Source organism: Gemmiger sp., from assembly GCF_036306485.1.
In the GTDB taxonomy this organism is placed as follows: Bacteria; Bacillota; Clostridia; order Oscillospirales; family Ruminococcaceae; genus Gemmiger.
On sequence record NZ_JAXJZK010000037.1, the window covers coordinates 37,862 to 51,719 of the forward strand.

The window sequence follows — 13,858 nt, forward strand, 5'->3', positions numbered from 1 at the left end:
AATGCTGCTGAAACAACTGACCAAAGGTCTTGACTTTACCCTGGTGCAGGGCGACCTGCACACCGAAGTGTCCGGCATCTACTACGATTCCCGCAAGGTGACGGCCAACGGGCTGTTTGTCTGCATCGTGGGGACCCAGCGGGACAGCCACGAATACGCCGCCGACGTTGCCCGGGCCGGTGCCTCGGTTGTGGTGATCCAGCATGATCTGCCGGCGGAAGTCCTGGCCGCCATGCCGGAGGTGACGGTGCTCCGCTTTGAGAGCACCCGCTATGCCCTGGCCATGCTTTCCACAGCCTTTTACGGACGTCCCGCCCGCGAGATGACGATGATCGGCGTCACCGGCACCAAGGGCAAGACGACCACCACCCACATGATCAAAGCCGTTCTGGAAGCCGCCGGGCATTCGGTCGGCATGATCGGCACCAACGGCGTGTACTATCCCGGCCACCATTACGATCTGAACAACACGACGCCGGAGAGCTGCGAGCTGCAGAAGATCCTGCGCCAGCTGGTGGATGCCGGGTGCGACACCTGCGTGATGGAAGTGTCCAGCCAGGGCATCATGATGGACCGTGTGGCGGGTATCCATTACAAGGTGGGTGTCTTCACCAACCTGTACCCCGATCACATCGGCCCCGGCGAACATTCCTCCTTTGAGGAGTACCGCAGCTGGAAGGGCGAGCTGTTCAAGCGCTGCGATGTGGGCGTCGTCAATGCCGACGATCCCAACACCGAAGCCCTGCTGGACGGCCACACCTGTGAGCTGATCACCTACGGCATTGAGCATCCGGCCGATTACCGCGCCGACCGCGAATACCGTCTGCTGCGCACCAAGGAAATGCTGGGCGTGGCATTCCGTCTGACCGAACCGGACGGCCATTCCATGGATGTCCAGGTCGGTATGCCGGGTCTGTTCAGCATCTACAATGCCCTGGCCACCATCGGCGTGGCCAAGGCGCTGGGACTGCCCGATGCGCCGATCCACGAGGGTCTGCAGAAGGCGCTGGTCAAGGGCCGCGTGGAGCTGGTTCCCATCAGCCGGCGGTTCACCATCCTGATTGACTATGCCCACAACGAGGCCGCCACCGAAAGCCTGCTGGAGACGCTGCGCGCCTACCATCCCCACCGGATGGTGGTGGTGTTCGGCTGCGGCGGAAACCGAAGCAAGCTGCGCCGGTACGGCATGGGAGAAGTCTGCGCGAAAATGGCGGATTTCTGCATTCTGACCGAGGACAACAACCGCTTTGAAAAGGTCGAGGACATTCTGGCCGACATCAAGGTCGGCATGGCCAAGGGCAACCCCAATGCCCCGTATGTGGAGATTCCCGACCGTCTGGATGCGCTGCACTATGCCATCGACCATGCCCAGGAAGGCGACCTGATTGCCGTCATCGGCAAGGGTCACGAGGCTTACCGCGACCGTCAGGGCGTCAAGACGCCCTTCCTGGAGCGGGAACTGATTGAGGAATACGCCGCCGAAAAAGGCATTGAATAACTTCCGGACAGGAAAACGCCCCTTCCCCGCTGCTGCGGAGAAGGGGTGTTTGGTTTATTCGCCGGTTCCGTCCTTTTCGGCGATGGCATCGCTCAGGATCTGGTCGTTGGCTTCTTTGTACTGGGCGGCGGTCGCGTCATCCAGCACATAGACCGTCACCGAGATGACGGCGTTGCGCACACTCTCGATGTAGGTTTCGTAGTACAGGTCAATGAAAGCGTGTCCGGTCATCATGGCGGTGCCGGTATCGGCGGCGTAGGCATATCCATAGACAAACCGTCCGTCGTCCGAAGTAATGTACAGCAGGCTGCCGTAGGGAATCACGCTGGGGTCCACCGCCACGGTACCGTAGGTCAGGCGGCGTCCCGAAGCGCCCCGCGCCGTGGAGGACGCCGAGTACCCGGTGGAGCGCCGTCCGCTGTACACGGCGGCGACCCCTTCGGAGGGCTTGCCGTCCACGATCTCCGGCCCGGTAAAGCTGGAGACCGGCGCCCCCTCCCCGTATCCCTTGAGGATGGTGGGAACCATCGGGGTGATGGTCTCGCGGCCCGTCTCGACAGTGTCGGTCAGCTCACCGTCCACATAGGTGGCACGGTAGCTCACACGGTCCAGGCCGTCACTTCCCTGCTGCATCAGGTCCTCGGTCTTCTGGTTGCGGTAATACAGGCTGGATTCTTCCCGTATCGTCTCGGTGGGAATGACTTCCTCCTGCTCGTACTCTTCATAGCGAATCCGGCGCACCGTCACGGAGGACCCGGGGGCCAGTGCCGTGTCCAGCGACGGACTGACCTCATCGGTGTCCGCCAGCGTCACATTGGCTTTTTTCAGCAGATCCTGCACGGTGCCGCCCGTGACCACCACGTTGCGGGTCTCCCCGTCCGCCGTCAGCGGCACGGCATAGGCCCGCAGGATATGGATGCGGTCGCGGCCGTCCTCCTCGGTGATCTCGAGTTCATCCGAGGTCGAGGGTGCTTCCACGCCGGTCTGCTGCATCAGAACGTCGATCTCCTGTGCGGAAGTGATCGCCATTCCCTGCGCACCGTGGGTATCGGTGATCTCCACCACCCGCATCTCGCTGCCCGTAAAGGCCACACAGCCTCCCAGGGCCGCCAGGCTGACCAGCAGCGTTCCCCAGTGGGGAATCACCCGGGATGCACGGCGCCGGATATGTTCTTTCGTCTTGGTGGATAGCATACTTGTTCCTAACTGTTACAATGTTTACAATCCCGGCCATAAAAAGTGCCGGCCCGGACGGGTCGGCACCTGGAATGGACCTGGGACCTGGCTCCGCGGCGGTTCCGGCACGGGAGCTCGGCACGCCTTCCGATCGGAAAGCATGGCCTTTTCTGCCCGCCTGCAACACGTTTTTTCACGCTCCGGCGGCATTTGGTCAGAATCAGCTAAACATTATTATACTTCAATTTGTCGCAGTTGTCTATAGAAATTTGGATTTTCTCCCAGGTATGGAAGATTTTTGACGGTGTTCCGTCATTGTGTTTCTGCAAACGGGGACGCGGAACGGCGTTTTCTTCTTTTTGCAGAACAAAACAGAACACAAATTGCCCCATCCGGCGCAAAATATGGTACAATGGACTCGGAAACCGTTCGGCGGCGTCAGGCCGTTCCGAACCCGGGAACTGATTTACAGGAGGTAATTTCGATGCGCAAGAACTTTGGTGCAAAACCCTGGACCTATCCGCAGCCGGTTTTTATCCTGGCAACCTATGGCGAGGACGGAACGCCTGATGCCATGAACGCAGCCTGGGGCGGCATCAGCGACGACACTCAGCTGTCCCTCTGCATCAGTGCCGGACACAAGACCACCGCCAACATTCTGGCCCGCAAGGCTTTCACGGTCAGCATGGCCACGGCGGCTCAGGTTGTCCCCTGCGATTATGTGGGCATTGTCTCGGGCAACTCGGTGCCGGACAAGCTGAGCAAGGCGGGATTCCACACCACCCGCTCGGAGTTTGTGGACGCTCCCGTCATTGAAGAACTGCCGATGACGGTGGAATGCCGTCTGGTGAGCTATGACGCCGAGAGCTGCCGTCTGGTGGGCGAGATCGTCAACGTCAGCGCCGACGAGTCGGTGCTGGATGCCGACGGCAAGATTGATCCCGACAAGCTGCAGCCCATCATCTTTGATCCCATCCACAGTACCTACCGCAAACTGGGTGAGAAGGTCGGCAACGCGTTCCGGGATGGTGCCGCCCTGAAATAATTCCTCGTTTCAAAAAACGCCTTCCGGCGCGGATTGCTTCCGCCGGAAGGCGTTTTTCTTCATTGGCCGCAAATCAGCGTTCCGGGACCCAGGTCTGGCGGGTGGAATAGCCCTGTTCCTTGAAATCCGAGCAGAGATATTCGATACAATCCGGCCGTACACAGATCAGGTGCATCGGTGCGGGAAGTTTTTTCAGCGCGGCCAGCGGGATCTTCTTGTACTCCGCATGGGCACAATACCGCGCACTGAACGGCTCGACAAGTTCGGCTCGGCCCGTGACCTGCATGCCATGGAGGCTGCCGAAGCCGGTATAGTGGTCAAAGATCGCCAGACAGACCCGCGGGTTCTTCTCCAGTCCCACAAACTTTTTACCGCCCTCTGAGAACATCCAGAAGCAGCCGTCGTGATAGCTGTACTCGATGGGCGTGCAGCGGATGAAGTCCCCCGCCCCGGTCGCAAGGGCACAGGTATTGTTGGCGGCAATGTAGGCTTCCATCGCCCTGTGCAGTGCGTCCGGTTCCATTCTGATGCCGTGGGCGTCCTTTTCTTCCCAATAGCGGGCAGCGGCCCGATAGGCTTCCTGTGTCATGCAAACCCCTCCCGGAGCGTTTTTCTTCCATTCTGCAGGTTGTAATACCATCCCCGTTCGGCCGATTCCGGCATTTTCCGGGTCCAAACAGTCGGCATCAGCCTTCCGGTTCATACTGTTCGATCGTGTAGCGTCCCCGTTTTTCGGTCCCCTTGCCGTACTGGATGGCCCGCTGGGGACATTCATGAAGGCAGCGCAGGCACTGGTAACACCGTTTGCCCCAGACCGGTCTGCCATTGACCAGCGTGATGGTGCCGGCCGGGCAGTTCTGGGCACAGAGGCCGCATCCGACGCAGGCATCGGTGGCGTAGAAGGACTTGGTGCTGCGGGCGAACCGATTGAATCCGGTGTTGATCGGGCCGGATTTGAGGGCCGCCAGCGAGCCTTCCGTCACGCGATAGACCGGTTTGCACTCGGTGACCTCCCGGGCAATCTGCCGGATCTCCTGAGCGGCTTCCCGGATCTTGCGGCGGGCCGTCTGTTCCGAATCGACATCGGCACCGATGATATAATTGTTGGGCATGACCAGGCTGTAACTGCTTTGCAGCGGAAAAACCCCGGCCAGCTTTTTCATCGCATAGCCGGCCTCCTCCCCGCAGGTGCAGACCGCAAAGGTGAAGGCATCGGGCTTTCCCAGCGATCCGGCAAAGGCAAGCACCGGTTCCGGCACGCCCCAGGCGTAGATGGGAAACACCAGGCCGATCCGGCTTTCTCCGGTCAGATCGGGGCGCGTGCTGAGCCGGGAAAGATCCCGGGCTTCATCCCCGGTCAGAGCCGCAATCTGCTTTGCCGCCCACCGGGAATTGCCGGTGCCGGAAAAATAAAAAATCATAACACTGCATCCTTTCCTGCTGTCCTTGGGTCGGCAGCAACCGGGCGGACAGTTTCCGGCACGCGTATGGCAGCCGGGACATGCACCGCTCTCCGAAATGATTATACCCCGGGGCCGTTTTCCCGTCAATGACGGACATCTGAACGGCGCTCACAAAATCTTGCCTGCGGCTTAACCACGCCTCGCTTGCGCGGCGGCTGCCGGTACGGTACAATACAGATACAGCAAAGCGCAGCGCTGAACTTCAGGGAAAGGAAGGCTTTCACCATGGAACAACTTCAGAACCATCTCGGTGCCAACATTGCCGCCCTGCGCAAAGCCAAAGGCCTGACCCAGGAACAGCTGGCTGCAAAGCTGGGGATTTCGGCTCCGGCCGTCAGCAAGTGGGAAACCGGCAGCTCCTGTCCGGACATCACCCTGCTCTGTCCGCTGGCCCGGGCCTTGGACACCAACGTGGACACTCTGCTGCAATTTGAAGAGACCCTGTCCGATGAGCAGGTCCTCGAACAGATCAACGCCGTGGCGGAGCAGGCATTCCGGCAGGATCTCGCCGGAGCCGAACAGCGGCTGCAGGAACTGCTGCGCCAATATCCCAGCTGCACAACCCTGCAATACAACGCCGCCGTGGTCTACGACACATTCCGGATGCTCTGCCCCGAACCGGACGAGGAAACCCGCACCCGCTGGCAGACGCGAAAGCGCGCCTTGCTGGAAGAAGTGCGTTGTTCCGGAAACGCCGCGTATTGGCAGGTGGCCACCATCCAGCTGGCGAGTCTTGCCATTGCGGAGGACGAGCCGGAAAAGGGCGCGGCACTGCTCAAAGAACTGCCCGATCATGTCGGAGATCCGGCTCCGGTCTGGGTTCTGTATGATCTGAAATGCAACCAGCCCGAGGAAGCTCTCAAACGGGCACAGCAGCAACTGTACAAACTCGCAAGGCAGGTGCAGACCTGTCTGATCACGATGATGAACCCCAAACTGGTTGCCGGACCGGAACAGCTGCGCAAACTGTGCTCGACCTACCGTGCCGTGGCACAGGCTTTTCATCTGGAAGATATGAGCGATGCGCCGATGATGGAAGTCTACCTGCATCTGGGGAATCTCAAAGAGGCTGCCGCCTGCTTTGCCCGGTATGTGGATGTTGCTGTGGGGCCGGTGGCGTACCCCGACGAGGCGCTCTTCTCGCCGGGGCTGCACTATCAGAAGCGGGACGGCGTCCAGGCCACTTTGCAGCCGATGCGCCGGATGCTGCTCAAGGCCATCACCGAGGAAGAACAGTACCGCCCGCTCTTTGCCGATCCGGTGTTTACCGCAGCGCTGGAGAAGCTCAAAGCCAGCATCTGAACCATAAGAAAACGCCCCGGAACCGACGCAGTTCCGAGGCGTTTTGAATACCTGGGGAAAACAGTGCTCAATCTTCTGAATCCGGCATTCGCTGTTCCGGAGAGGCTTCCAGAATGCAGTGGGTTTCCGTTTCCGCAGTCTGACGAAAGCCCAGCCGCTGATAGAGAGCTTTGGCCCGGTGATTGTCCTTAAAGCACCCCAGTCGAAGGGGTCGTCCCTGTTGCCGGCAATCGGCCAACAAACGGCGCAGAATGGACGAACCGATTCCCTGCCCCCGACAGTCTGGCTGAAGATGCAGTTCTGCCACCTCCACATAGTCTTTCCCGTCCAGTATCTGCAAAAATCCGATGGGCTTTTCCGGTGTTTCGATGACGCGGAACTGTCCGATAGACGCAAAGTCGCTGTCAAAATCCCGCCGCTGAAAGGATTCGTCCCAACCCCAGACCGGCTCCACATAGGGCCGGACCGACGCTGCCTTGCAAGCATAAATCCAATCATGGTCCTCCGGTGCCGCCGGGCGAAGATGATAGTCCATAGCTGCTTTCTCCTTGATCAGAATGCCTTGATATAAAAATATCCCCGGAAATCCGAAAATCTCCAGGGATATTTGATGCATATGGAAAGAATCAGCGCTTGCTGAACTGGGGAGCGCGACGGGCAGCCTTGAGGCCGTACTCACCTGACCTTGATCCAAAAAGACCAGTATTCATGCGGTTTTTCGGGCTTTCCTCTCTCAGTAAACCCATAGGTAAACCCACGAAATCGCGAAATTTTTGGTGCAGTTTAACGCAACCCGAATGCAGCATTCACAACGCTGCTTAATTCCTCAGGTTTATTATACTTGACTTTCGCATAGATGTCCATAGTCGTTTTGCTGTTCTCATGGCCTGCCAGATACTGCACCGTCTTAGGATCAACACCTTTGTAAATCAGATTGGTGATGTAGGTGTGCCGCAGCATGTGCGGAGTCACCTTGAAGTCCATCGTATACACCAGTTTGGGATTATTCGGCTGATGCTCACCAAGCCTTGGCTTTATTCTATGCTTGATGGACTGTCCATTTACATAAGTGTAATAACAGCGTTCTGCAGTAGAACGGACTGTTATGTACTTCCAGACTCTCACAAACTGTGTTTCCGTCAAAACAGTTCCCTTCGAATTCGAGATCACATATTCCGATTCTGATTTTTCCCTTTCTTCCTTGAGACAGGCTACCAGGCATTTTGGAATCGGAACATCTCGTTTTGCTGCCGGTGTCTTCAATAGCGTGTTGACTACCGGCTCACCGCCTTCCACATGCCATGCACGCCTTACCGAAATGTACGGCGTTTTTTCATCCAGGAATACGCAGTCCCATTTTAATCCAAGGATCTCTTCTCTACGCAATCCCGCGTACAAACCGATCATCACGAAGACATACGGTGGAAGCTCACGAATGCTATCCAGCAAAATGGCAGTCTGTTCATCCGTCAAAGCCTCGCGCCGTTTCGCTGGCTTTCCGCCTCTTGCGCAAATCGTTTTGGATGGATTCTCTTTAATCACCTTGCTCTCTTCTGCTGAATTAAAAATGTTCTTAATCAGCATATTGAGCTGACCATACATTCCGGAAGAACCTTTTGATAACGGAACCATCAGCAGCCGCAGGTCATCTGTGGTCACCTCGTCCATATACATCTGTCCAATCGGACCCACGATGTACCGATTCACCATCCGTGCGTATCCTTCCAACGTATTAGTTCTTACCGTTCCAGACCGCATCAGCAACCACTTTTCACAGTACTCTTCCACGGTCGGATTCTCTCTATGGAAAACCACTTCCGCGATTTTCTTCTGGGCATCTTCCACCCGGTCATACAATTCTTCGCGTGTCAGCCCATAAATCGCCACTCTCTTTCCGTCTGCATCTGTAATCCGGGTGCGGTAATACTGTACCCCTTTCATCATCACTGTTCCGTATTCCGGAAGTTCAGCAGGACGCTTTTTCCCTTTAGCCATGTGTTCTCATCCTATCTATCTTCATACATTGCGTGTTGTCACTTTTATTATCATGGCGTACAGCACTTCCTTCAAGGATGTCGAATGTATGTAAAAAGGGCAGGGATTTTTGACCATCCCTGCCCTAATTTCTTTCTGATTTACTCTTAATCCCACGATGCAAAAGCATCTTCCAGCACTCCTGCGAGCTGCTCTGGGCGATTATATTTCACCTTGGCGTAAATATCCATGGTGATCTTGCTGCTTTCATGACCGGCAAGATACTGAACCGTCTTCGGATCAACCGAAGCATGAATCAGATTCGTAATGTAGGTGTGCCGCAGCTGATGCGGAGTCACCTCAAAGTCCAGACTGTAAACCACATTTCCATTGTGTGCTGCCTTTTCCCCCAGAACCGGCTTCACCGTATGCTTCACCCTCTTGCCATCTTCATAGCGGTAATAGCAGCGTTCCTTGGTGGTACGGGTTACGATATACTGCCATAATCTCTTGAACTGCGTATAGGACAACGGGTCTCCATCCCGGTTTGCAACCACAAAATCCGATGTCGATGTCTTCTTCGCCTCTTTCAGACATTCCAGAAGATTGTCCGGCAGAGGGACATTCCGATGCGCTGCCTTTGTTTTCAGCTCTGTCAGAATCACCGGACGATTATGCTCCGTATGCCAGGCTCTCCGAACGGTAAGGTACGGAGCCTCGCAATCAAGATACACCGAATCCCATTGAAGTCCGAGGATTTCTTCTCTCCGCAATCCTGCGTACAGCCCCAGCATCACGAACACATACGGCGGTAAGCCGTAAATGGCATCCAGCAGCTTATCCACCTGCTCATCCGTAAGCGGGAGGCGGTCCTTCTGGGGAATCCCGCCCACATTCTTCTTCAGATAGATGGTCGGATTCTCATCAATGATCTTACTCTCCATTGCTGCCGTGAAAATACACTTATATAGAACGTTCACTGATTTGTACACGGATGCCGACTTTTTCGATGCCGCCAACAGTGCCAGGCGAATGTCATCTGCTGTTACATCTCCCATATGCATATCGCCCAATGGCTTGATGATGTAGTTCTTCACTTTCGATGTATAGTCAATCAGCGTTGTCATCCTGATCTGTGCCGACTGCATCAGCAGCCATTTCTCGCAATACTCCTCCACTGTAGGTGTACTGCGGCAATACGTCTTGTTCTCAATCTGCTGGATCGCTTCCTGTTCCTTCTGGTACAGTTCCTCTCTCGTTCTTGCATATAAGGAAACCCGCCGTCCCTGCTGATCTGTTACACGGGTTCGATAATATTGCGTTCCCTTCATACTCACCGTACCATAATCGGGAAGCATCATTCTTCTTGCCGCCATATCATTACCTCCAATCCTGTTGATGCTTTCATTATTGCGGATTCATCGTCCATACTCAACGATGTCGATTTTCACCGCCGAAAGCTTCGAGGTTTGCGATATGTCGCAGCATGTTCCATCGGTTTTGCACGGTGCGTACATTTTGCAATGTACTCCTGAATCCCCACTTCCGTGAAATAAACGCAGCCGTTTTCCACATACTGAACATAGGAGATCAAACCGTCTGTTCTTGCAGCATCCAGTGTTTTTACGCTGATTCCCAGTATACTGGCTGCTTCTTTCCTTGTAATCAGTTTATCCATCGCCTTCTTCGCCATCCTTTCGGCATTTGCCCTGTCTTTTTTTCTCTGCTTGTTCCGGAATGTAGTATCCAAGTTGAATCCTTACAGCTTCATCAATCCCACGCATCTGCCCCTTACTTACCCGCCCAAGATAGCGAATCACGCATATCTTGTCGCAGGTGTCGAGCTGTTCTGCCAATACCATAGACGGTTTTGCCAGTCCCTTTGCTTTACGGAGAAAGAAATGCGTTGGCTGTTTTCGCTTCTTCTCAATTTTCGATGTCAGCGGAGCAATCGTGATCGTCGGCGCATAATAATTGCCGACATCATTCTGAAGAACCACAACAGGACGAACACCGCCCTGCTTTGATCCGACCGGAACACCGAGATTGGCGAGATATAAATCACCTCGCCGATAAACCCAGTTTTCTTTCATATGCTGTTGTCTCCAATCTCCATACACTGATATGGATAAAGCCTGCCAGGTATCATGCTGATACAGCACCCGGCAGCGCTTTCTGAAAATATGGTTTCTCTGTACTTTTTCTTATCACCCCAGAGATGTAGGATTTCTCACAGGCGGCAGTGTGCTTCACTGCTCCATTGGAATTTAACCATCCCGCCTTCCTTATGGCCGGACCGCGAATTACGGAAGTATCATTGTCCCTGTCCGGCTTTAACACCGCCGCCGGTTGCAATCCGGCATTTGCTTCTGCGAAACCGCTATCGCCCCGATGGGCTTCATGGCGTGCAGTCGAAGGCTCGACCAAACAGGAATGTACCTGAAGAATGAGTATTCAGTTTTCAAGGGACATCCGGACTTTCGTCCTTACAAAGTAAGTTTAACAAGAATCCTCCGGTTTCGCGTTGGCCTCGTAGGCGCACTTTGGTTGTCCTTGCAGGACTACATACGGTTCGTTTTGACTTTTTCAGTGTTCTATACAGCCGGATTGAGGCAAAAAAATACCCCGTTGGTTTCCCAACGAGGCATCAAAGACGATTCTATTCTGTTTTCTATAAACTGGTACCCGTTTATCTCCTGGTGACCATTTGAGTCACGGCCAATGTATCAAAAAAGCAACGCTCATCTCAGCAAATCAGACAAGCTGTATTCTCCTTTGGGGATATTTGCTGTTCTGCGATACTCTTTTATGGCTTTCACCAAGAGCTGAGGATTACTGAAATACTGCTTCACAAAATCATACGACTTCACATCATGCATCCGAAGATTTATTTTACAAAATTCGCTTGGTTTTTTTCCAGAACGCTTAAACTGATCATATGCTCCTTCCGCATGAATAATCAGCATTTCAATTTCTGGAGCAGTAATGACATTTACCACGTCAATTTTCTGCTCATATGCTTTACTCAATCGAAATTCCTCTCTGCGAGAATCCAAAATCCGTATCACAGAAATCTGCTCATCGAATCCTTTCCGTAAGTATCGCTCCTCGAATCGTTTAGCACTTCTGCAACGGATGACACGTTCTTCCAACATTTCTTCTCTGTTGAAAATCAGAAGATCATTATCAACCAGTATGTCGATAATAGCTTCTTCGGCAGAGCCTTCACATATACACGCCTTGTATTTTGCTAATTCCATTCTGCCGCCTCCTTAATTGATTGAAGCAGCCAGGCTTTTCTTCAAGCGCATATACGCTTCATATGCTGGCGTTGTTCCCTCAAGGAAGCCGCTCTGGTAAGCATCACTCTTTTTAATATCATTACGTTTCAATATATAGCTCAAATTTTCTGCTGTAATGCCATTACGGTTTCTAACGATACAAATCCCGTCATTTCGGTCATATTCGTCCAGCAGTTCCGGATAATGCGTAGTGAAAATAAGCGTTCCGCCATTTTTGTTCAGTCGGCTGTCCATAAAGAAGCGCATTAAGGTCGTTACAATTTCCTTGTTGAAATGATTCTCTATTTCATCTACCAGAAGATAACCACCTGAATGAAGAACTTCCTTTACCATCGAGAATGTAATAATACCCTTAATCGTACCAGAGGACAGATACTGCTCAAGGTCTGCCGGATTATTCAGGATAATCTCTTCTTCATCCTTAAACTTCAAGTGGATAAATGTTTTTCCCTCTGTCTGCTCAAAACACAATTTCTCAATGGTCGGATCGAGAAATGCAATTACCTCCAATGGAATATCTTCGGTAAATGGAAGCACATTCACATTCGTATAGGAAAGCAGGCTGAATATTTCCACTGTATCATTCGCTTTTTTATTATGTGCAATGACAAAGCTGACATCATCAGAAAGGTATGCTTCATCGCTATTGCGCTGCTCTACAGGCTTCATTCCTGTAAAATCTGTCAGATACTTTTTCGACTTAACGGTTGCAATCGGTTTTTCCCAAAGGCTTTCAGACAGAATCGAATACACATATTCCCCTGTTTTCGACTTCTTTGCCGCAATTACAGTTTCCAAGCAGCAGACGTAGCTACGCTTATCATAAAAATATGTGCGGATTGTAACATTCTTCGCTCCGCCAAGAATGCTTTTTGCCTCCACATGATTGATGGGCTCATTTTTCACAATATTTAAGGCCAAGCTAATGACCTTTAATACCGAGGTCTTGCCAGATGCGTTAATTCCAATGAAAGCACAGGCAGAGTGGAGATAGTAGTTATCCGTCAAACGGTAAAGACTATCTTTGTCCTCTTCGCAAACACGTTGCTGCGTATAAAAGCAAATATCCAAGTCTTTTTTGAATAATGGGAGTCCTTGTGCGGTGATGCGGAGTATTTTCATAGGTAGTCCTCCTCTAAAAACAGTTTTTTCGTTTTTATTTTCTTATAATCTTATTATACGCCGCAAATAAGAAAATATCAACGGATTTTCCGTTTTTATTTTCTGATTTGTTTTTGACACTAAAAAGTATCCGTTCAATATGGCAAGCCCTGTGATTGCTGACCCGTTCCACCGCATGAAATACATGGAGCGTCATGGAAGCGGCCTACGCAAAATCGTCAGGGAAACCGAAAAGCCGCCTGGATATACAGCGGCATATAATCCGAAAATTTTCTCAACGGCAACAGATTTCAGAGTCATCTTGAAAAATGTAAATTACCAACTTAGTCAGAAAAACTTAGTCAATGACCAAGTTAGTGAGCAAGATAAATCGCCGGACATCCCACACACAGTTGTGAATCTTTGTATCCACCTTATTGCCCACGGCAGTGAGGGTGCTCAAATCACTCATGCTCACTCTATCATGGGTACAGCCAATGATAAGTCCTATGACGCAACCCATGATAACTTAGAGGATGACACCCATCAAGGTATCCACCAAGATAGCCACCATGATTCTACGCCGTCAGCAGTTATATTGCGCCTAATGCTTTTTAGATTTTCTTCGCAATCGTAGACAGCTCCGAAATAATACTAAGAAGATCATTTTTGACTTCCTCTTTGCTTGGCTCGCTGCCCATCAGAAGATAATCCGTGCTGACATGGAGGATGCAGGACAGTTCAATCAGCAAGTCAATAGAGCAGCTGCGTTCACCGTTCTCCATGCGGCTGACATGCTGCTTGCTTGCCAGGCCCAGGCGAACCGCCAGTTCCTCCTGCGTAATGCCACGGGAAGTGCGAACATCGTGAAGTCTCTTACCAAACTCTTTTGCGTCAAAATACATACGTTTCTCCTTCCGCACAGCCGGTACAGAACCGGACCGACGGAAGGTCAAAAAAGGAGCCGCATGACGGTGAAGAAAAAATCCTGTGCCGA

The 13,858-nt window shown here is 52.7% G+C and carries 15 protein-coding genes; 4 read left to right on the forward strand and 11 right to left on the reverse strand.

Annotated features, from left to right (window positions below; genetic code table 11):
• Position 1: 1 nt before the first annotated feature.
• The gene (locus U0L91_RS07755) at positions 2 to 1,498 is read left to right on the forward strand and encodes a UDP-N-acetylmuramoyl-L-alanyl-D-glutamate--2,6-diaminopimelate ligase (RefSeq protein WP_330045812.1); all 1,497 of its coding nucleotides are present in this window, start codon (positions 2 to 4) and stop codon (positions 1,496 to 1,498) included.
• 54 nt (positions 1,499 to 1,552) lie between these two features.
• Here U0L91_RS07755 and U0L91_RS07760 read toward each other — a convergent pair whose 3' ends face one another.
• Positions 1,553 to 2,692: a ubiquitin-like domain-containing protein gene (locus U0L91_RS07760; RefSeq protein ID WP_330045814.1), complete on the reverse strand. Its 1,140-nt coding sequence runs from the start codon at positions 2,690 to 2,692 to the stop codon at positions 1,553 to 1,555.
• Between the two features lie 466 nt (positions 2,693 to 3,158).
• Here U0L91_RS07760 and U0L91_RS07765 point away from each other — a divergent pair, with 466 nt between their 5' ends.
• Positions 3,159 to 3,719: a flavin reductase family protein gene (locus U0L91_RS07765; RefSeq protein ID WP_330045816.1), complete on the forward strand. Its 561-nt coding sequence runs from the start codon at positions 3,159 to 3,161 to the stop codon at positions 3,717 to 3,719.
• Between the two features lie 73 nt (positions 3,720 to 3,792).
• Here the strand turns inward: U0L91_RS07765 and U0L91_RS07770 are convergent, their stop codons facing one another.
• Positions 3,793 to 4,308, reverse strand: a complete 516-nt coding sequence (locus U0L91_RS07770) for a pyridoxamine 5'-phosphate oxidase family protein (protein WP_330045818.1) — start codon at positions 4,306 to 4,308, stop codon at positions 3,793 to 3,795.
• A 97-nt stretch (positions 4,309 to 4,405) separates the two neighbouring features.
• Positions 4,406 to 5,140, reverse strand: a complete 735-nt coding sequence (locus U0L91_RS07775; RefSeq protein WP_330045820.1) for an EFR1 family ferrodoxin — start codon at positions 5,138 to 5,140, stop codon at positions 4,406 to 4,408.
• 267 nt (positions 5,141 to 5,407) lie between these two features.
• Between U0L91_RS07775 and U0L91_RS07780 the strand changes: the two genes are divergently transcribed.
• Complete coding sequence (locus U0L91_RS07780) at positions 5,408 to 6,484, forward strand: helix-turn-helix domain-containing protein (RefSeq protein WP_330045822.1); 1,077 nt, start codon at positions 5,408 to 5,410, stop codon at positions 6,482 to 6,484.
• A gap of 67 nt (positions 6,485 to 6,551) precedes the next feature.
• Here U0L91_RS07780 and U0L91_RS07785 read toward each other — a convergent pair whose 3' ends face one another.
• The 7 genes from U0L91_RS07785 to U0L91_RS07815 form a co-directional block, all read right to left on the reverse strand.
• Positions 6,552 to 7,019, reverse strand: coding sequence for a GNAT family N-acetyltransferase (locus U0L91_RS07785; protein ID WP_330045824.1), 468 nt, complete (start codon positions 7,017 to 7,019; stop codon positions 6,552 to 6,554).
• Positions 7,020 to 7,267: 248 nt separating this feature from the next.
• Positions 7,268 to 8,479, reverse strand: a complete 1,212-nt coding sequence (locus U0L91_RS07790) for a tyrosine-type recombinase/integrase (protein ID WP_055222189.1) — start codon at positions 8,477 to 8,479, stop codon at positions 7,268 to 7,270.
• A gap of 146 nt (positions 8,480 to 8,625) precedes the next feature.
• Positions 8,626 to 9,834, reverse strand: coding sequence for a tyrosine-type recombinase/integrase (locus tag U0L91_RS07795; RefSeq protein WP_330045826.1), 1,209 nt, complete (start codon positions 9,832 to 9,834; stop codon positions 8,626 to 8,628).
• A gap of 71 nt (positions 9,835 to 9,905) precedes the next feature.
• Positions 9,906 to 10,136: a helix-turn-helix domain-containing protein gene (locus U0L91_RS07800; RefSeq protein ID WP_257321414.1), complete on the reverse strand. Its 231-nt coding sequence runs from the start codon at positions 10,134 to 10,136 to the stop codon at positions 9,906 to 9,908.
• Complete coding sequence (locus tag U0L91_RS07805) at positions 10,129 to 10,551, reverse strand: type II toxin-antitoxin system PemK/MazF family toxin (RefSeq protein WP_002576364.1); 423 nt, start codon at positions 10,549 to 10,551, stop codon at positions 10,129 to 10,131. Before U0L91_RS07805 ends, U0L91_RS07800 begins: the two co-directional genes overlap by 8 nt.
• Before the next feature lie 648 nt (positions 10,552 to 11,199).
• Positions 11,200 to 11,718 carry a hypothetical protein gene (locus U0L91_RS07810; RefSeq protein WP_002576365.1) on the reverse strand — a complete coding sequence of 173 codons (519 nt, stop codon included), beginning with the start codon at positions 11,716 to 11,718 and terminating at the stop codon, positions 11,200 to 11,202.
• Positions 11,719 to 11,730: 12 nt separating this feature from the next.
• Positions 11,731 to 12,882, reverse strand: coding sequence for an AAA family ATPase (locus tag U0L91_RS07815; RefSeq protein ID WP_022272668.1), 1,152 nt, complete (start codon positions 12,880 to 12,882; stop codon positions 11,731 to 11,733).
• 139 nt (positions 12,883 to 13,021) lie between these two features.
• On the opposite strand from U0L91_RS07815, the gene U0L91_RS12575 reads away from it, so the two are divergent.
• A complete protein-coding gene (locus U0L91_RS12575) occupies positions 13,022 to 13,498 on the forward strand; it encodes an ATP-binding protein (RefSeq protein ID WP_148337304.1) in 477 nt (158 codons plus the stop codon).
• On the opposite strand, the gene U0L91_RS07825 is transcribed toward U0L91_RS12575, so the two are convergent.
• Positions 13,476 to 13,858: helix-turn-helix domain-containing protein (locus tag U0L91_RS07825; protein ID WP_330045832.1), on the reverse strand; the 383-nt coding region annotated here is incomplete at its 5' end. The genes U0L91_RS12575 and U0L91_RS07825 overlap by 23 nt on opposite strands.